This window comes from Campylobacter concisus ATCC 51562 (assembly GCF_000466745.1).
GTDB classification, from domain to species: domain Bacteria; phylum Campylobacterota; class Campylobacteria; order Campylobacterales; family Campylobacteraceae; genus Campylobacter_A; species Campylobacter_A concisus_B.
In genome coordinates, this window is sequence record NZ_ANNI01000009.1 from 69,337 (window position 1) to 88,927 (window position 19,591).

16 protein-coding genes are annotated in these 19,591 nt (G+C 37.3%); 3 read left to right on the forward strand and 13 right to left on the reverse strand.

The window, feature by feature from the left end; genetic code table 11:
• Positions 1 to 21 precede the first annotated feature (21 nt).
• Genes thiE through ATCC51562_RS07435 form a run of 3 tightly spaced genes read right to left on the reverse strand, consistent with a single transcriptional unit; the run spans position 22 to position 2,694 of the window.
• Positions 22 to 627, reverse strand: a complete 606-nt coding sequence (thiE, locus tag ATCC51562_RS07425) for a thiamine phosphate synthase (protein WP_021091631.1) — start codon at positions 625 to 627, stop codon at positions 22 to 24.
• Positions 620 to 1,366: a hydroxymethylpyrimidine/phosphomethylpyrimidine kinase gene (locus tag ATCC51562_RS07430; protein WP_021091693.1), complete on the reverse strand. Its 747-nt coding sequence runs from the start codon at positions 1,364 to 1,366 to the stop codon at positions 620 to 622. Before ATCC51562_RS07430 ends, thiE begins: the two co-directional genes overlap by 8 nt.
• A complete protein-coding gene (locus tag ATCC51562_RS07435; protein ID WP_021091626.1) occupies positions 1,363 to 2,694 on the reverse strand; it encodes an aminotransferase class V-fold PLP-dependent enzyme in 1,332 nt (443 codons plus the stop codon). Before ATCC51562_RS07435 ends, ATCC51562_RS07430 begins: the two co-directional genes overlap by 4 nt.
• 110 nt (positions 2,695 to 2,804) lie before the next feature.
• On the opposite strand from ATCC51562_RS07435, the gene ATCC51562_RS07440 reads away from it, so the two are divergent.
• The 3 genes from ATCC51562_RS07440 to ATCC51562_RS07450 are packed head-to-tail and all read left to right on the forward strand — an operon-like array spanning position 2,805 to position 5,286.
• Positions 2,805 to 3,641 (forward strand): DUF234 domain-containing protein, encoded by an 837-nt coding sequence (locus tag ATCC51562_RS07440; RefSeq protein WP_021091619.1) that lies wholly within the window; start codon positions 2,805 to 2,807, stop codon positions 3,639 to 3,641.
• Positions 3,638 to 4,621 (forward strand): sensor histidine kinase, encoded by a 984-nt coding sequence (locus ATCC51562_RS07445; protein WP_021091858.1) that lies wholly within the window; start codon positions 3,638 to 3,640, stop codon positions 4,619 to 4,621. Before ATCC51562_RS07440 ends, ATCC51562_RS07445 begins: the two co-directional genes overlap by 4 nt.
• A 2-nt stretch (positions 4,622 to 4,623) precedes the next feature.
• Complete coding sequence (locus ATCC51562_RS07450) at positions 4,624 to 5,286, forward strand: cysteine hydrolase family protein (RefSeq protein ID WP_021091613.1); 663 nt, start codon at positions 4,624 to 4,626, stop codon at positions 5,284 to 5,286.
• On the opposite strand, the gene ATCC51562_RS07455 is transcribed toward ATCC51562_RS07450, so the two are convergent.
• The 10 genes from ATCC51562_RS07455 to ATCC51562_RS07505 form a co-directional block, all read right to left on the reverse strand.
• The gene (locus ATCC51562_RS07455; protein ID WP_021091829.1) at positions 5,283 to 5,957 is read right to left on the reverse strand and encodes a DUF6882 domain-containing protein; all 675 of its coding nucleotides are present in this window, start codon (positions 5,955 to 5,957) and stop codon (positions 5,283 to 5,285) included. The genes ATCC51562_RS07450 and ATCC51562_RS07455 overlap by 4 nt on opposite strands.
• A 15-nt stretch (positions 5,958 to 5,972) precedes the next feature.
• Entirely contained in the window at positions 5,973 to 9,590 is a 3,618-nt protein-coding gene (dnaE, locus tag ATCC51562_RS07460) for a DNA polymerase III subunit alpha (RefSeq protein WP_021091676.1), read from the reverse strand.
• 310 nt (positions 9,591 to 9,900) lie between these two features.
• Entirely contained in the window at positions 9,901 to 10,752 is an 852-nt protein-coding gene (locus ATCC51562_RS07470) for a universal stress protein (protein WP_021091781.1), read from the reverse strand.
• Positions 10,753 to 10,769: 17 nt separating this feature from the next.
• The gene (locus ATCC51562_RS07475) at positions 10,770 to 12,968 is read right to left on the reverse strand and encodes a polyribonucleotide nucleotidyltransferase (RefSeq protein ID WP_021091746.1); all 2,199 of its coding nucleotides are present in this window, start codon (positions 12,966 to 12,968) and stop codon (positions 10,770 to 10,772) included.
• The gene (locus ATCC51562_RS07480) at positions 12,958 to 13,656 is read right to left on the reverse strand and encodes a hypothetical protein (protein ID WP_021091548.1); all 699 of its coding nucleotides are present in this window, start codon (positions 13,654 to 13,656) and stop codon (positions 12,958 to 12,960) included. The genes ATCC51562_RS07475 and ATCC51562_RS07480 overlap by 11 nt, the downstream gene beginning before the upstream one ends.
• Positions 13,657 to 15,816, reverse strand: coding sequence for an LPS-assembly protein LptD (locus tag ATCC51562_RS07485; protein ID WP_021091706.1), 2,160 nt, complete (start codon positions 15,814 to 15,816; stop codon positions 13,657 to 13,659). It abuts the gene before it with no gap.
• A complete protein-coding gene (locus tag ATCC51562_RS07490; protein WP_021091862.1) occupies positions 15,809 to 16,258 on the reverse strand; it encodes an RDD family protein in 450 nt (149 codons plus the stop codon). The genes ATCC51562_RS07485 and ATCC51562_RS07490 overlap by 8 nt, the downstream gene beginning before the upstream one ends.
• On the reverse strand, positions 16,255 to 17,499 hold the full coding sequence (purD, locus tag ATCC51562_RS07495; protein ID WP_021091576.1) for a phosphoribosylamine--glycine ligase: 1,245 nt from the start codon (positions 17,497 to 17,499) through the stop codon (positions 16,255 to 16,257). The genes ATCC51562_RS07490 and purD overlap by 4 nt, the downstream gene beginning before the upstream one ends.
• A gap of 233 nt (positions 17,500 to 17,732) precedes the next feature.
• Positions 17,733 to 18,371 (reverse strand): uroporphyrinogen-III synthase, encoded by a 639-nt coding sequence (locus tag ATCC51562_RS07500; protein ID WP_021091569.1) that lies wholly within the window; start codon positions 18,369 to 18,371, stop codon positions 17,733 to 17,735.
• Complete coding sequence (locus ATCC51562_RS07505) at positions 18,364 to 19,524, reverse strand: multidrug effflux MFS transporter (protein WP_021091671.1); 1,161 nt, start codon at positions 19,522 to 19,524, stop codon at positions 18,364 to 18,366. Before ATCC51562_RS07505 ends, ATCC51562_RS07500 begins: the two co-directional genes overlap by 8 nt.
• Between the last annotated feature and the right edge of the window lie 67 nt (positions 19,525 to 19,591).

Consider the following 19,591-nt stretch of genomic DNA (forward strand, 5'->3'; position numbering starts at 1 on the left):
ATCTTGCAAAACAAGTATCTTTTAAAGCAATAAATTTCTTTGTAAATTTTCTATATTTTTCTTTATCATGCCATCTTTATAGATAGCGGATATTAAGGCGATCATGTCTGGCTTTACTCTAGCGACACTTGCAATGTTACTAGAGTTTATGCCTCCTATAACACACACTTTCATTCCCATTTCTTTTGCTTGTGATATAGTTTGAGCCTTGCAAAGTGGCGCATTTGGTTTTGTTGGGCTTTTAAACATTGCTCCAAAAGCCACATATCTAGCACCATTTTGTTTTGCCCTAAGGGCAAGCTCCAAGCTATCATAGCAGCTAACTCCCACGTAAGCATCATCTCCTAAAATTTCAAACGCTTCTTTTATACTCGCATCATCTTTTCCCAAATGCACGGACTTTGCCCCTATATGAGCAGCAAATAAAATATCATCATTTACGATAAATCTTGCTCCAAATTTTTCGCATAGGTTGAAAATTTCACCGGCTAGCCTCTCATCTTTGGGTATTTTTTTAGAGCGAAATTGAAAAAATTTCACCCCACACTCTAAAATTTCTTTAGTGTATTGCAAGGCTAAATTTTCAGGCATCAACACATCGTCGCTAATCGCGTAAATTTCAATCACTTATGCCAACTTTATGATTTAGTAGACGTTTGCCAAATTTTGTCGTAATTGCATTTTTAATAGCATTTAAAATATATTTTTTGGCTAGTTTTATAGCCTCTTCTTTTGTGTGTCCATTTGCTAGCAAGCAGGCCAGCGCACTTGCAAAACTACATCCAGCCCCGTGCATGATCTCTGGTTTTATTAGTGGCTCTTTAAATTTAAGCACGTCACCATTTTTTTTAAAAAGAGTATCTTCACAAATTTCTGCAACCATGCTTCGCTTTAAGATCATATCGCAAGGTAAATTTTTGCTATCAAGTTCCAAAACTTTGGCTTCATCGATATTTGGCGTAATAATGTCTGCGAATTTAAAAAGCTCTTTTAAGCTTGCTATCGCATCATCCTCAAGAAGCTTTGAGCCTGATTTTGCTACGCAAACTGGGTCTATTACTATTTTAATGCCTTGCTTATGAAATTTTTCAAGCCAAGAACCAACGCAAGATATAAGCTCTTTATTAAAAAGCATACCAACCTTTATGGCATCTATGTTTAGCTCCTCGTCTACCATTTTGATCTGTTCATTTAGATTTGTAACATTTGTAGCAAAGATATTGCTAACGCCATTTGTATTTTGTGCCGTAAGAGCCGTAATAGCTGTCGCTGCGTAGCAAGAAAATGCCTCACATGTCTTAATATCAGCCTGCACGCCAGCGCCACCAACACTATCACTTCCTGCAATGATTAATATATTTTTCATCTATCTCCCATACAACCTGAAATTTTATCAACACTAAAAGGATCATCGACTTTCCAAATACTTGAATACTTCTTAATGCTATTTTTTAATGCATCTACTAAATAATCCACGTCCTTTAGCGTATGCGTATAGTGGAGGCCAGCCCTTACCCAGCCTGGCTTATGAGTAAAAAGTGCATCTTCTTTTAAATGAAGCAGATCATGTCCATATGGCCCAGCGCAAGAACATCCTGCACGCGTTTGAATGCCATATTCTTTGCTTAAAACTTTGGCTAATTCATAAGGCGAAACACCAGTCACATTAAAAGAAAATATCGGCAAACGCTTTATGTTATTTGGATGATAGCAGGTAAGCTCAGGAATTTCTGCTAGTCTTTTTTCCAAATACTCTCCAAGCTCGCTCTCGTTTTCATATATTGCCTCAAATCCTATCTCATTTCTTAGCCTATAAGCCAAATTTGCCCTTATAAGCCCTAAAATAGGCGGAGTGCCGGCCTCCTCTAGCTGCTCACTATCTTTTACAAATATAGCGTAGTTTTTGCTGACATAACTTACTGTTCCACCACCAGCAAATGTCGGCTCATCTGAGTTTGCAAGTATCTTTTTTATAGCAAGAAGCCCACAACTTCCAACTCCACCGAGCAATTTATGAGGAGATAAAAAAAGAACATCAAAATAGTCACAATCAATATTTCCATAAGCGCTAAAACTTGCAGCATCAAATGCCACAATGCCACCATAAGATTTTATAAGAGTATAAATTTTGCGGTAGTCGCTCAAAACCCCAGTCACATTTGAAGCCACACTAAAAGTTGCGATGATCTCACGACCGACATTTATCCTTAAAATTTGCTCCAAATGATTAAAGTCGATCCCTCCATTTTTATCAAGCCTGATACGCTCAACCTCACAAAGTGCTTGCCTAAAGCTTATCTCATTTGAATGATGCTCATAAGGTCCAAGTACTACGAGCGGAGAATTTTCATCTGGCTTTAGGGCATATCTTTTTTTGAGCGCTGGCGATGCATAGATTCCTAAAATTTCTTGAAATTTCTTTATCGCACCGGTAGATCCATTGCCACAAGCAAAAAGATAAAAACTATCATCAAGTCCTAGCAAGCTTTTTAATTCACGTCTTGAATCTTCATAAGTTTGAGCGGTTTTATAGGCGTTTGATGAGCTGATAGAGTGCGTATTTGCGTATGTTTGGAGTATTTTTACCATCTCATCTTCGATAGGTTTATAAGCTAGTCCTGAAGCTGTAAAGTCAAAATAATAAATGCCATTTTTTAAAATTATATTTTCTCTAATATGCTCTAAATTTACCAATTCACAACCCTTGTTTTTTGCGTAGCATTATAGAATACTTTAGCTAAAATATACTACAATGCCCAAATAAAGGAGCCGATATAAAAGCTTTAAAATCAACATTTGAGCGAATGAAACACCTTGATATAAATGAACTTATTAAATTTCATCTCGTCTTTGATGAGTTTGATTTAAAGCACTCATATTATGATGTTTTTGAAGCAATCGAGGCTGAAATTTTAAACAATTTCTTAGCCTTAATGCCAAAATTTTACTTCGAGTCCGATACAAACGATGCTATAAAATCTGCCCTCATAAAACTCGCACGAAGCGATAGAAAAAAATTTAGCGTAAATAAAATTTTACCTCAAAGCCTAGCTAGCAAAGTCTACGCAAAGCTTTTTGAAAAGAATTTTTTACTGCTTGAAAAAAGTAGAGAAGTACTTCCAAAAAGATCAAAAAACCAAATGCTAAAAAAAGAAGAAAGGGGCTATAAAGTTGAGGATAAAATACATTTTAATAGCCATTTTTCAAGGTTTTGGTTTAGATTTATAGAGCCAAATTTAAGCTTGCTAAAAGCTGGTAAAAATGATGAAATTTTAGCCATTATAAAAAAGGAATTTGACGAATATGCAAGCCTTGGATTTGAAATTTTATGCGGTGAACTCATGGCAAAAAAATTTCTGATTAATGGCATATTTTTAAGTAGCTTTTGGAGCAGGAATATAGAGCTTGATATGCTATTAAATATAGGCGGCAAGATCATAGTCGGCGAGGCAAAATACAAAGAGAGAAAGGTTTGTAAAAACGTGCTAAATTTACTATTAAAAAAATGCGAAAAACTAAATATTAAGCCAGATATTATTGCTCTTTTTTCAAAGAGTGGATTTAGTAGCGAGCTAAGAAATTTAAAGGATGAAAGGCTAAAGCTTTATGAAATTAGCGATTTTGAGGAACTTTTAAAATGAACGAACACGATATCCAAGCTGGCTTAAAAAGCCTGATAGAGCAGACTTATCTGATAGAAAATGAATATAAAAATTTAACATCATCTTATGCAAACTTGCAAAATTTCATTAAAGATATTGTAGAAATTTTGCCAAATGCTATCTGGGTATTAGATGAAAATGATGAGATTTTTTTACAAAACTCGGAAGCAGTAAGACTTGGTAAAATTTTTAAAGAGATACCAAAAAAAGAGGGCGAGATAAATGTAGATGGGCAAATTTATCTTTTTAAAACAAGCTCTAAAGACAATAAACTAATAATCTCTGCAACAAACATAACAGTAGAAAAACGCACCGAGCGTCTTGCCTCTATGGGTCAAGTAGCAGCTCACCTAGCCCACGAGATCAGAAATCCAGTAGGCTCTATCTCGCTTTTAGCTTCAACTCTACTTAAAAGAGCTGATGAACGCACAAAGCCTATCGTAAATCAAATACAAAAAGCTACATGGCGAGTCGAACGCATAATCAAAGCCACTCTACTTTTTACAAAGGGACTTAACATAAATGCACAAATTTTTGACTTTTCGCAGCTTAAAAAAGAGTGCGAAGAGGCTATAAATTTTTACGACTATTCAAAGGATATTAAATTTAGCCTAGAATTTCCAGATGGCAAATATATGGGCGACCTTGATCTACTAGCCATCGTCTTTCAAAATATTTTATTTAACGCTATTGATGCCATCGAAGAGAGCGATGATGATGAAGGAGAGATTATTTTAAGCTATGAAAAAACACCAAGTGAGCATAAATTTATCGTTTATGATAGTGGCGAGCCTATCAAAGATAAAGCCATAGTCTTTGAGCCATTTAAAAGTAGCAAGCTAAAAGGAAACGGCCTTGGACTACATCTTTGCTTACAGATCATAGAGGCTCACAAAGGCAGTATCGAGATCACACTAAATCCAAAAACATTTTGCATAAATTTACCAATAAAGGAGTAAGAATGAACATACAAAACGAACTTGAGGCTTTTAAAAAATCTCTTCAAACGCTTGATTTGAGAGAAATTTCAAACAATGGAGCAAAAAACGTTGCATTTATCTGTATTGATATGATAGAAGCATTTGCTGGCAGTGGCGCGCTCGCTAGTCAAAGAGTAGCCGCCTTATCAAAAGGGATCGCGACACTTTTTGATAGAGCGTGGAGAGATTTTGGCTTTAGAAATTTTATCCTTATAGAAGATAGGCACACCAGTGATTCAAAAGAATTTGAAAACTTTTTGCCACATGCTATACTTGATACAAATGAGATAAAAACCGTAAAAGAGATAGAAAATCTAAGCTTTTTTAAAGAGTTCAAGACATTTTATAAAAACTCTTTAAGCATTGCGTTTAATAAAGAATTTGAGAAATTTTTAGAGCAAAACCCACAAATTGACACTTTTGTTATTACCGGAGATTGCACTGATATGTGCGTTTATCAGTGTGTTAGTTATCTTAAACTACGAGCCAATGAATACAATAAAAAAGCAAGAGTTATCGTGCCGTTTGATCTTACACAAACATATGACATACCAGGACACAATGGCGATTTTTACCACGAGATGTTTTCTCTTCATATGAAGCTAGCACTTGGCGCTGATGTGGTAAAGAGTATTAAATTTTAAAGCTTACTTGAAATATTTATGAGCCTATTTAGCTCGTCAAATTTAAAGCTAAGCTCGTATTTATTCGCTACGATTTCATTAGGACTTTCGCTAAATTTCATATCACAGCTTAGCAAAAGTCCTTTTATAAAGATTTTGTGATCTAGCTCGTAACTGCTTATACACTCATTTACTACGCTCAAAATCTCATTTGCTAGCACTGGCTCTTCAAAGACCACATCCGCTCTAAAAGCCACATACGCCGCTCCTCCCTCGTACTCTATCCTATAATAATTTTGCTCATCAAAAGCGGTGCAAAGAACCATACTAATCGTATAACCATTAAAATTTTCATCCAGCTCAAATCGTGGCGTGCTAAATGCGCTAAGTCCAAATTTCTCGCCAAACGCACGTGCTTTATTTGCAAGCTCAAGTAGCCGCTCATCAAAGCCATTTATATTTTCATAACCCCAAAGCCACGTATTTGACGAGAAGCTTTCAGAGCCAATAAACTGCATGTCAAACTCACGCCCATCAAAGTAAATTTTACCACTATCAAAATCAACCTGCCAATTGCTACCTTCAACAAGTAGCTTAAATGCACGTTTTTGAAGTAATGTCGCTTTGCCAACACATGCGCTAAAAAGCTCGCTCCAGTTACTTTTATCTACGCCAAGCTTATCTAAAAACATCGCTTCACCGAGGTCTTAGCAAGCTATTGCTTGAAGTGCTTTTTCTTTAAAGCTGTCATTTACAACAAATTTTGTCTTATAGACAAAAATTTGAGCCGTATTTTCATTTTTTATCTTAATAACAAGACGCTTATCATTGTTTGTACCACTTTTTATATGTTCGTTATAGCCAAGATTATAAAGGTTAGTGATCTTATCTTTGCTAAGCTCACTAAGGCATAAAAGTACCTCTAGCTCGGCATATTCTCTTGCTTTTTGAGGCGCGCTCGCCTCTTCATTTTTACTAAATTTATAGTTTTGTTTTAGCTTTCTTGTCTTAAAATCAAGATTTTGTGCATCTTCTAGGCTATAAACCTCGTTTAAATTTGTCCTTACAAATTGATCATCTTTTGTGATATTTATCCTAAAAGCATAAGGCAGGTCGCGTTTTGCTTCATCTTTTACTATATCTTCGATGTTGCCAAGCTCTCTTTCAAAGACTGCGATCTCGATATTTCCATGAAAATCAAGCACATTTATAGTGCCCATTTTCTTGCCACTTTTGGTTATCCTTGTGCTAAAGTCTTCGATCTTGCCAACGACTAAAATTTCTGCACTTTGCGGCAAGCTCTCAAATTCTGAACTTAGAGTGTATTTTATCTTGTTGATCTCGTCTTTATAATCATCAAGCGGGTGGCCTGAGAGGTAGATACCAACGCTCTCTTGCTCAAATTTTAAAATTTGTTTGATGTCAAATTCGTCATTTATAGTGACAAAATTTATCTTCACATCGTTCATGCTCTCATCTTCGCCAAACAAGCTCTCAACTGCATTTTTACGGATCTGAGCAGCACTTTTGCAAGCTTCTATGATATTTTCTACATTTTGCATAAGCATCTTGCGACTAAAGCCAAACTCATCAAAACATCCAGCTTTTATAAGGCTTTCAAAAACCTTTTTATTTACTTTAAATGGATCGATCCTTGAGACAAAGTCGTCCATACTTTTAAATTCGCCATTTGCTTCACGCTCAGTGATAATGTTTTCAATAGCCGCTCCACCAACACCTTTAATCGCACCAAGCCCAAAGATAATGCCGTCATGATCGCCATTTTTAACGACGCTAAATTCTTTAGTTGATTTGTTGATAGATGGCGGTAAAGTATCTATATTTATGCGTTTTATCTCATCGATATAGCGAACGATCTTATCGACGTTGCTCTCTTCACTTGTAAGAAGTGCTGCCATAAATTCAGCCGGATAATAGGCCTTAAGATAAGCCGTCTGAAATGTGACGTAGGCGTAAGCTGCGGAGTGAGATTTATTAAAGCCATATCCTGCAAATTTTACAATTAGCTCGAAAAGATCATCTGCTTTTTGTCCATTTAGCCCTTTTGCCTCAGCACCTTTTACAAACTCACCCTTTAGCCTGTCCATCTCTTCTTTGATCTTTTTACCCATCGCACGGCGCACAAGATCCGCTCCACCAAGGCTAAAGCCACCTATGGCTTGAACGATTTGCATAACTTGCTCTTGATAGACGATGACACCGTATGTTGGCGCAAGGATTGGCTCAAGCTCTTTAAATGAGTAGGTTATCTCGGCCTCGCCATGTTTTCTTTTGACAAAGTCATCAAGCATACCACTCTCCATCGGTCCTGGACGGTAGAGCGCTAGCATCGCGACGATATCCTCGAAGCAGTCTGGACGCAAACTAGTTCCTAGCTTTCTCATGCCCTCGCCCTCGATTTGGAAAATTCCTATCGCTTGTCCGCTTTGTATCATTTTATAAACATTAGAATCGTTTTTATCGATCTGCTCCCAAATGATATCCTTGCCAGTTCGTTGTTTTACCAGCTTTATGGCATTATCGATAACCGTTAGTGTTTTTAGTCCAAGAAAGTCGAATTTAATTAAATCCACATCCTCAAGATACTTAAGGCTATACTGCGTAACATATCGATCTTCTGGGCTGTTTGGCTGACGAAATAGCGGAGTTTTATTCCACAGCTCCTCATTTGAGATAACGACACCTGCTGCATGCTGACCGGCGTTTCTGTTTAGCCCCTCAAGATCAAGGGCAAATTTCCAAATTTTAGCTGCCTTTGGATTTTGGTTTATTAGCTCAGCTATCTTTGGCTCTTTTTCATAAGCATCTTTTAGCGTAATACCAAGTTCATCAGGTATTAGCTTTGCCATCGCATCGGCTTCGGCGTAAGGCATATCACAAACCCTAGCAACATCTCTTATAACACCTTTTGCAAGCAATTTACCAAATGTAATAACGCCAGCAACGTTAAATTTTCCATATTTTTGTGTAACATAGTCGATAATCTCGCCACGCCTACTTTGACAAAAATCCACGTCGATATCTGGCATACTAACACGCTCTGGGTTTAGAAATCTCTCAAAAAGTAGGTTGTATGGGATTGGATCAAGGTCAGTGATCTTTAGCGAGTAAGCGACCAAGCTACCAGCCGCAGAACCACGTCCTGGACCAACTGGCACACCTCTACTTTTGGCCTCATTTATGAAATCCCAAACGATCATCATATAGCCTGGGAAATTCATTTTATTGATTATGCCAATCTCTATCTCAAGGCGCTTTTTGTATTCGTCATGTAAATTTTCAGGGACAAATTTTAGCCTCTCTTCAAGACCTTTTCTACATTCATACTCAAAAAAAACAGCATCGTTTTTAAAGCTATATCTATTTTCAGGCTCTGGAAGTGTTAAATTTCTCTCTTTAGCATACTCAAGTGTAAATTTAAAATTTGGCGGAGTTGGGTTGCCAAGCTTGATCTCAAGATTGCACTTATCCACGATCTCTTGGGTATTTTCTATCACTTCAGGGATATCTAAAAATAGCTCATTCATCTGCTCTTTGCTTTTTACAAAAAACTCATGGACGCTGTGGCGAAGTCGGTTTGGATCATCTAAAGTTTTGTTCATCGCGATACACATAAAAACCTCATGCGCGTCAGCTCGCTCTTTAAAAGTGTAGTGAGTATCGTTTGTGGCGATGACCTTTATGCCAGTCTCTTTGGCGATGCGTAAAATGTCATCATCAATGCGTTTTTGATCGCCGATGCCGTGACGCATGATCTCAAGATAAAAGTCATCTCCAAAAATTTCTTTATACTCAAGCGCGACCTCTTTTGCTCTCTCGTAGCCCTTTGCGCCAAATTTGACGTTACGATCGCTTAAATTTAGATGCCAGCTTACCTCGCCCTGCAAGCAAGCAGAGCTACAAACCAAGCCCTCGCTGTGCTCTTTTAAGATTTTCTTATTTATACGAGGATAGTAGTAAAAGCCCTCGATGTAGCTCATGGAGCTAAGATACATTAAATTTTTATAGCCAGTCTCGTTTTTGGCGATTAGTATAAGGTGAAAGCGCTGCTTAGTACTCTTATCATCAAGCTGCTCGCCATTATGCACATAAGCTTCGATGCCAATTAGCGGTTTTATTCCCTCTTTTTTCATCGCCTTGTAAAAATCTATCGCTCCAAACATATTGCCGTGATCAGTAATCGCCGCTGCTGTGTCGCCTCTATCATGAAGCACGTGAGCTAGCTCTTTTATCTTGTTCGCTCCGTCAAGTAGGGAGTATTCGGTGTGTAAATGTAGGTGCGTAAAGCTAGAATTTTCACTCATTTTTTATCCTTTTTTAATGAGTGGATTTTACAAAATTTTGGCTAATAAGGTGCTTGATGAAAACTTAATGGGAGCTTTAAAATTTAGATATTTTTCAGTCTGTGGCTAAGAACGAAGCGCGCTGCCATCTGACGCACTATGCTATCAAGGTCTTGTAAATTTTAAATTTTTATAAACGAGTAATTTCGGCTCTAAAATTTGAGCTAAGCGGTCAGTGAAGCCAAAATTTAGTAGTCAATTCTTGTGAGTGAATGGAATTTAAAATCTATAAAATGAAAAAGAATTAGATCGCGGACTAAGCCGCAATCCATTATAGATAAACTGGGATATTTGTGTGTTCCAAGAAAAATCTTGAAGTGCCACCAAGCACCATTTCCATAAGACCATTTTCACCATATCTGCTAGCAACGATTAGATCAGCATTTCTATCAATAGCTGCTTTTAAAAGCGCTTCACCAGGTATCATCGTAGTAGCGATCACTTCAAAAGTGGCTGATATGCCATGAATTTTGAAGTACTCTTCAAGCTTTTTAAGATTTAGTTCAGCATTATCGCCAAGGCTTGCTTTTGAGGTAATGCACTGAACCTTTTTCGCCTTTTTTAAAAGATCTATCGAGCCTGTTAATGCCCTTGAGCTTTGCGTCGTGCCAGTCCAGCTCACAAGGATATTATCGGCTTTAAACTCACGCATTTTTCTAGGGATTACAATCGCATTTTTACCACTTTTTAAAACAGCTGACTCAAATGTGCCAGTGATTTTTCCATCAAGCGGCACAGCAGCCACCACTAGATCGCAAAATTTACTCTCTTGCTCCACTATCGCACTTCTTTTGCCACTGTGAATAGTAAAATTTGCAGTGCAAACATCTTCAATGATTTCACTAGTTACTTTTATGCCAAGTTCGGCACAAATTTTATTAAAAATTTTCTCATTCTCTTCATGCTCTACAGCTAGTTCAGATTTAGCTGATTTTAGAAATTCTTCAAAAAGCACTCCTCCACGAAGCGTCATTTTCATATTATAAACTACGCTTGGATCAAGCTGGCAAGTCATAATTTCCATGTGTGTGTTAAACCACTGAGCAACCTTTAGGGCACCATAAATTCTTGGCTCGATATCGTCTCCAGCTCCTATTGGAAAAAGCAACTTTTTGTATTTCATCATCTGTCCTTTAAAATTTATTCAACTAAAGAGAGCGAAATTTTATTTCCTTTTTGCTCGCTCACACACACTTTGACCTGATCACCTACATTTAATGGAGTTTTTATCTTTGAGATATGAAGCAAGCCATCAATGCCATCTTTTAGCTCGATAAACACACCAAAATCAACTACGCTCTTTACCGTTCCCAAAAACTCATCACCGATATTAAAATTTGGTTTTGAACGCTCTTTGTCGTGTTTAAACGGCTTTTTGCCAAATGAGCGTCCATTATCTTTTGAAGTGATAGAGATGATGTAGTCTTTTGCAGCATCGACATTTTTCTTTGCACCACCTGCGATTTTAACTTCACCTTTTTCTCTATCAAGATCGATTGAAACTTCAAATTTCTCAATGATCTCTTTTATAGTCTTGCCAGCTTGCCCGATGATATCTACGATCTTGCTTGGATCAACACTAAATAGTTCAAGTTTTGGAAGCACATCTTCATTTATTTCTATATTTTTATCCGCTTCTGTCATCAAAGATAAGATATGCTCTCTACCACGTTTTGCTTGATAAAGTGCCTCTTTTAGCACTTCTAAGCTAATGCCACCAAGCTTAATATCCATCTGAAGCGCTGTGATGCCATCACTTGTGCCTGCTACTTTAAAGTCCATATCGCCATCGTGATCTTCAAGTCCCATGATATCTGTTAGCACTGCATGCTTATCGCCTTCAAATATTAATCCCATAGCGACACCTGCGACAAGTTTTAAAGTATTTACGCCAGCTGCTCTAAGTGCAAGCGAGCCACCACAAACGCTAGCCATCGAGCTTGAGCCGTTGCTCTCTAAAATTTCTGAAACAACTCTTATTGTGTATGGTGAAGCTAGATCGATACTTGGTGCAAGGGCACGTTTGGCTAAATTTCCATGTCCAAGCTCACGTCTACCAGGAGCTTTTAGTGGGCTTGCCTCACCTACGCTAAAGCCTGGGAAGTTGTAGTTAAACATAAATTTCTCTACAAAAGGTACTTTTTCAGTGAGGATGTCATACATTTGAGCGTCGCTGTCAGTGCCAAGAGTAGTGACAACTAGGGCTTGTGTCTGTCCTCTTGTAAAGAGACATGAGCCATGTGCATTTGGAAGCACATTTGTTTCGATACTAATAGGCCTAACCTCTTCAAGACCACGTCCATCGGCCCTTACGCCCTCGTTTATGATCTGCTCTCTAACGATTTTCTTTTTATATTTGCCAAGGACATTTGTGATGACAGCCTCATCCCAGCCCTCTTTTTGAGCGACCTCATCACTTGAAATTTGTTTTGCGATCTTGCTAAGTTCGCTCGCGCGCTCGCTTTTTGCCATTTGGTTGATAGCATTTTTGACTTCAGCTTTATAAAATTTATCGATATAAATAGCGATATTTTCATTTTCTATCTCAGGTTTTAGCTCAAGCGCAGCGTCCTCTTTCTTATGCTCTTTGAAAGCTTCTTCGTAAGCACTGCTAGCTCTTAGTATCGCCTTACCAGCAAAATCAATCGCCTCAACCATCATATCTTCGCTAAATTCATTCATCAGCTGTTTTTGAGCCATGCTATCACTTAAGCTCGGATCTATCATCGGCTCAATCGCAACCATAGGGATGAGCTGCGTAGTTTGCTGAGGTAAGCTTCTCATCTCAATCATCAAAAGCTCATCTTTTGTTCCAGCTACATAAAGATCGATCGCACTTTGTTTTAGTTCAGAGTTGCTTGGGTTGATCACAAATTTTTCATCTATATAGCCAACTCTCACGCCACAAACTGGGCGATTTACTGGGATGTCGCTAAGATACAACGCAACTGAAGCCGCATTTAGACTTACAACTTGCAAATCAACCTCAGGATCAGCTGAAAGCACCATTACAACTATTTGAGTTGGATATGCGTAACCTTTTGGAAAGAGCGGTCTAAGAGATCTATCGATGATGCGAGCTGTTAGCGTTTCAAAGTCGCCTGGCTTTGTCTCGCGCTTAACGTAACCGCCAGGAATTTTACCAGCGGCGTAGGCTTTTTCTATATACTGCACCGTTAGAGGTAAAAAATCCTCCTCAACTTGCGTGTCTTCTCTTGCAACAGTTGCTAAAACTACGGTATTTTTTACCCTTAAAAGTACCGCTCCGCTAGCTTGTTTTGCTACTTTATTAAGGTCAAAAATTTCAACCTGATTATTGACTTCTATACTATATTGCATTATTTTTATCTCCTTGTTGTTTTTGTAACGGCAAATAATAAGGGCTCTCTTCTAATATTGACATGATACGCTCACTCGTAGCTTCGATCTTTTTCTCGTAATACGAATCCACATCGATAAAATCAACGATCTTGTTTATCGTGTAAATTTCATCAACCATATCATTTAAATTTGTAAAGACATCAGTAGCAATCACTGGCGTTGCGTATGAGATGGATTTTACCTTCACATCAAGCAACGTCTTTATGCAAATGAGTGCCGTCATACCAGTCTCGCACCCCTCATCGATTAGTAAAATATTTTTATCTTTTAGCTCTCCTATCAAATTTCCTTTTCGGTATTTATAAACGTTTTTTAAAATTTTCTCTTCATATTTTCTATGTGCTTCGCCGTAAATATAGTCATAGCTTATATTAAAAGCTTTTATAAGTTTATCATTTAATACTATATCTTCTGTCTCGCTAACTATTGCAACGTCGCATTCGCTATTATTTGGCGCAGGTATTGGCTCGCTAAAGAGCATCTCGTAGCTTAAATTTAAACTTCTACAAACCGCATCTGTGAGTATAACTGACTCAAGCGACATACAAACAACTATCGTCTTTTTATCTACGAGCTCTTTTTTTGGCAAAATTTCAATTAGCTTGCTAGCTGCTTCTAATTGATCCTTAAATTTAGCCGTTATCATTTAGTTGGCACTCGATTTTGTGCTGCTTTGCGAAAAGTCATAGTGCAAACCGCCCATTGGATAGAAATTTATCGTGAAATAAATACCATTTTTTCTAGTTGATGCTGAGCCATTTATTGTTGTTGTTGGCTCGACATCTTGTTGATAAATTATCCCGTAATTCCAGCATTTTCTTTGATGAAGTACGCCAACTCTCCAGCTTTTTGTGTAGCTTCGCTCAATATCATATTGCCAGCCGCCAATAAGGCTGTATTGATGAGGTAATTTTACTCCAAGACCACTTGTAAAATAGCTATCTTTTGTCGCACTATTTTTTATTTTGCTATCATTTTTCTTCATGGTGTGAAGCATATTTAGCCAGAATAGATCATTTGTGTATGAAAATCCACTTTGTACCTTTTTAAGCTCTTTGCTCTTGTGTGAATATTCAAGCTTATTATAAAGGCTTAAATTTTCAAATGGATATAGATAGATAGCATTTTTTAAATTCGAATATTCATCTTCTTTTGTGTAATATCCTTGAGAAATACTATGTTTTATAATCTTTCTACCATTAGAGTTAAAGAAATACTGAGTCAGATAACCAGAAATTTCTTCCTTACTCTGCTCTTGAGTCAAGAAATTTTCATACTCATTTAGATTTTTATCATAGATAAACTCATCATCTAAATTTCCTTTTCTATAGCCTGGCAGCAGGTATTCGGCCCCGAAATTTAGAGTGTGATAAAAGCTTTCATACACTTTTGCAAGGTCAGTGTGAAGGGTAAATTTGTGGTAATTATTTACAAAATTTGTATGTTTATCTTCTCTTTTATCATCAAATGAATTTATCTTATTCTCGTAATTTATTCTTGAAGCGTATAGATACTCATAAAATGAAAATGTTAAGCTATCATCAAGCAGTGGCACATGCACTGAAGCTGGAAGTGTAAATTCATACTGAGTCGCTCTAACGCCTATCTTTCTATCATATCTATGTGACTGAAGATCGAGTGAATATAAGATATTTGGCAAGACAATATCATCTGTAAATTTATGATACTGAAGCGATGGAAGCTCTTGAAGCGTGTCTTTGTTCTCATTTTTTGAGCCAATCTTTTCAGTGTCTATGTAGTATTTTGCATAAGCACCAAAATAATGATCGTCATTTGCGATGAAGTAGTTAAATTTAGAAGTTACAAGCGAATCATAATCATCATCCCTGCCCTTTAAATTTAAATAATCTATATCATTTAGCTTCGTTGCGTCTATCCAAATTCCCTCTTGTAAATCCGCTTCACTAAGGTATCTTATAAGCTTATCTCTTTCGTATTTTAGTCCAATGCCTTTATGTGTTTTATTTTTTAGTTCAGCCTTATTTGAAATCTTACTTCTTTGTCTATCTTGATAGCTTTTTTTATCGTCAAACATACCAAAGCTGATTTCGCCACTTGAATCAGGCGACTCAGTAAATCTAAACGCACCATAAATTCCAGCACCTCTGTTTGTTCTTATCTGCGGATCAAGCTCGAAGTCCCATTCATTATAAGGTGCAAAATAAATCGGCTGCTTGTAATAAAAACCTTCAGATTTTCCGTATCCAAGCTCAGGCGGCAAAAGACCTGTTCTTCTTGTGGTATCTGTTGAAAAACCAAAATATGGCAAATAAAAAACTGGCACATTAGCTATACGAAAGACTGGGTTAAAAAGGTGTAAAAATTTGCTTTGTTTATTTAGCATAGCTGAGCTTGAAGTGATACTCCAGTCAGGATCTTGGACATTACAGCTTGAAACCATCGCTTTTTTTACTCTATAGTACTCACTATCAGAGTTGCTCTCATCGCTTCTCATCCATACTTCCATGTCTTTATTCATCATAAAAAGCGATTCAAAAGCAGTATCATTATTTTTTAAATTTAGCTTTGCATAGTTTGAGCGAGAGACTTCACTCTTGCCCTTCATCATGTTGACGTTACCAAATAGCTCGATAACCGAATTATTTTGATCATAAACTGCACAATCAGCTGTCACAAGATAATCTTGTGAATATACAACAACATTTTTATTGGCCGTTACGATGCCTTTATCTTGCTTTACATCATCGGCTAAAAGCTGCACATCTTGCATATCTGCACTTAAGCTTAAAACAAAAATTGGAATTAAAAATAAAATTTTACGCATTTACCACCACTGTTCTTGCTATTTTGTCTTGCCAAGTTTGCCTAGCTGGATTTGCAAATGCCCATGCAAAACCAAGATAAAAACAAGCTTCACTAACCAACCTAAAAATCGCTCTTACTAAGCTTGAAATAAAATTTGGTCTATCTAAAATTTCTACATTAATGCACATCGTCTTTGTTAGCATTTGCCCAAGACTCGCGCCATAATACCAAACAAAAAATGTATGATAAATAATCTTTAGTGCGACTATTTGCCAAAAGAAATTTAAAGTCAAATTTCTGGCTTCATCATAGCTCATAACCGACAAAAAGGTATCCCAGTAAATGATCAAAAACAAAAAAGAAACGATACATTCATCAATTGAGTAGGCTAGCACTCTTTTTGAAAATGGCGCTAGCGAAATTTCTTCTTTTTCAAGTTTTTCAACTAACTGCATACTCATTTTAATGCCTGCCAGGCAATATCTTTTCTATAGTGCGCTCCGTCAAATTTTACATTTTCGCAAAGCTCATAAGCTCTATCACGTGCCTCTTTTATGCTCTTGGCAGTGGCCACACAGACTAATACCCTGCCACCATCTGCATAAATTTCTCCATCTTGCTCACTAACACCAGCATAAGCGATGTGAGCATCTTTTACATCATTTAAAACTGAAATTTTAGCTTTTGGACTGCTTTTATACGGATAGTCCTTACTAGACATCACAACGCCAACTGCAAATTCATCTTTTAAGCTAATAGGCTTTAGCTCGCCCTTTGCAGCATTTAGTAAAATTTCGCTTAAATTTCCGTCAATTAATGGCATCAATACCTCGCACTCAGGATCGCCAAATCTCACGTTAAACTCAAGTACATAAGGCTCATTTTTCACGATCATCAGTCCCACAAAAAGTACTCCACAAAACGGACTGCCCTCGTTTTTCATCCCTTTTAAAGTTGGCTTTACAATCTCTTCTTCGACCATTTTTATCAGCTCTTTTGAAGCAAGTGGACTTGGAGCATAAGCGCCCATACCGCCAGTATTTGGACCTTCGTCATTATCAAGCAAGCGTTTGTGGTCTTGTGCCACTGGCAAGCTTACAAAATTTTCGCCGTCACAAATAGCAAAAAAGCTCAGCTCAAAGCCATCTAAAAACTCTTCAACCACCACAAATTTACCAGCCTCGCCAAAGCTGGCTCCGCTTAACATGTCACTAACTGCCTCTTTGGCCTCATCTTTAGAGTTTGCGATTATTACGCCTTTTCCAGCACAAAGACCATCGGCCTTTACGACCATCGGAGCGCTTAAGGTATCAATAAATTTAAATGCTTTTTCTTTATCATCTGTATTTAAATATCTTGCAGTTTTTATATTATTTCTAGCTAAAAAGTCCTTCATATAGGCCTTGCTGGCTTCAAGTCTAGCAGCTGCTTTGCTTGGTCCAAATATAAGCAAGCCCTCTTTTTTAAAGATATCCACCACGCCTTCGCTAAGAGGCGCTTCAGGTCCCACGATAGTTAGCTCGATACTATTTTTTTTGGCAAAATTTGCTAGCTCATGAAAGTCTTTTATGTTTAAATTCTCACCAAGGCGTGAGGTCGCACCATTTCCGGGCGCAAAGTATAAATTTATATTTTTTTCGCTTTTTAGTTTTAGAGCAATGGCGTATTCGCGGCCGCCACTTCCTATTATGAGAATGTTCATATTATCTCCGTAAATTTAAAAAACCCGAGTGGGCGTCGCATAGAAGAGTGGCCCATAAACAAAGCCAATCTTGCAAATAGATGGATACCAAACGGTTGCAACTTCTCGCCTTTTCAGACTCAAACGAAGCCACATCACAAGGCACCCATACCTTTTCGCTAACAAAAAAGTGTTGGACCCCGTAAAATGCTGACTCGCTTCACTCAGGCAATAAAATTATATAAATTTTTTGCTTAAAGTAATGTTTTGGCAAGCGCGATACAGGCGTTTATATCTTGACTTTGGCTCACTATTGGCTCGGTAAATTTTAGCTCTCTTGCAGTGACCTTTCCAATGCTTATCGCTTGATAGCTCTCATCCCAGCCAAAATTACTAAGAAAATTTTTGACATTTAGTGGAGAAGCAAAGATCAAGATACTGTTTTTTGGTGGTTTTAGCTCCATTTTACAAGGATTTAAGACATTTTCATAAGCGACAATTGCCTTTATATTTACTCCGCCATTTTGCAAAATTTCTAAGAAATTTGAAGCACTATCTTTACCCTTTAGATAAAGAACATTTTTACCTTTTAAAAGTGGCAAAATTTCCCTTGCGAAGTCATCTCCGTGAGCGTTCTTTCCGGTATAAATTTCGCTAAATCCAAACTCTCTTGCGGCTGCCGCACAACTATTTGCGATGGCAAAAACTAGTAAATTTATAGGCAAAATGCCATTAAATTTTAATGCATTAAAAGCATTTTTAGAAGTGGCTACCAGTACGCCATAGTCACTTAAATTTAGTTCAAATTTTAAAAACTCGATCTTGCTAACGCTTAAATTTATAACACTCTCATCAGTCGTTTTTGTGTTTGAAATAAGATAAATTTTACGCAACTCTTTTTAACCTTAAAAAAGACATCAGAGCAAGTAATGTGCAGGCTAAAATAACAATAGAAGTCGAATAAAATATATCACCAAGCCCAACTAGCGGAGAGACGACGCCACCTAAGAAAAATGGGCAAAATCCAAGTATCGCTGAGGCTGAGCCTGCGTATTCTCTGCCTTCGTTCATAGCTAGCGATGAAGCAGTTGGCAAGACAAATCCTGTAAAAAGAAGTAATAAGAAAAATGCGATAATGACGCCGATCACTTCAAATTTAAAACAAAGCATGAAAGCAATAAAAATGCTAGCAAACAAGGTGCCAAAAAGCCCGGTTTTAAGCGCTTTTCTCTCATTTAAAAGACTGGCAAGTCTTGCTCCTACAACAAGCCCTAAACCATTTGAAGCAAAACAAAAGCTGTAGCTTACTGGACTTAGAGAATAAAATTCTTGAAAAATAAACGAAGATGACGCTATATAAGCAAACATCGCAGCCATCGAAAATGTCTGAATGCTTACGAAAAGCATAAATTTTTTCTTTCTTAAAATTTTGCCAAAAACACTATAAGTCACTAGCAAAGGCATTTTTAAGCGATTTGACTGACTCAAGCTCTCTTTGAAATAAAAATTTGCGATAAAAAGCAAGATACCAATGATAGTAAGTGCCATAAAGATACCACGCCAGTCGGTAAATTTAAGTAGCAAGCTGCCGCCTATTGGCGAGAGTATCGGGGCTAGACCATTTACGACCATCATAAGGCTAAAAAATTTAGTCATCTCATGACCCTTATAAAGATCACTAACAACAGCCCTTGAAATAACCAAACTGCCGGCACTTGCTAGTCCTTGGATGATGCGCATAAAGATAAAAAACTGGATATTTTGCGAGAAAAATATAAAAATAGTGCTTATCGTATAGACGATGAGCGAGATGGTAAGGGGCAATTTTCGGCCAAATTTATCACTTATTGGGCCAACTATGAGCTGACCTATGGCTAAGCCTGCCATCGATGTCGTGATCGTTAATTGTGTAGCTGTGACGCTTGTTTTAAACCACTCAGTAATAGCCGGAAGTGCTGGCAAATAAAGGTCTGTAACAAATGGTCCAAAGGCAGAGAGAGCGCCTAAAAATAGCAATAAAAATAGTTTGGAATTTTCTTTTTTCATAGTTTTTCTTTTTTTGGAGCGATTATATTATGGTTTTACTTTTTGCTTTATTAAGTATAAATTTACT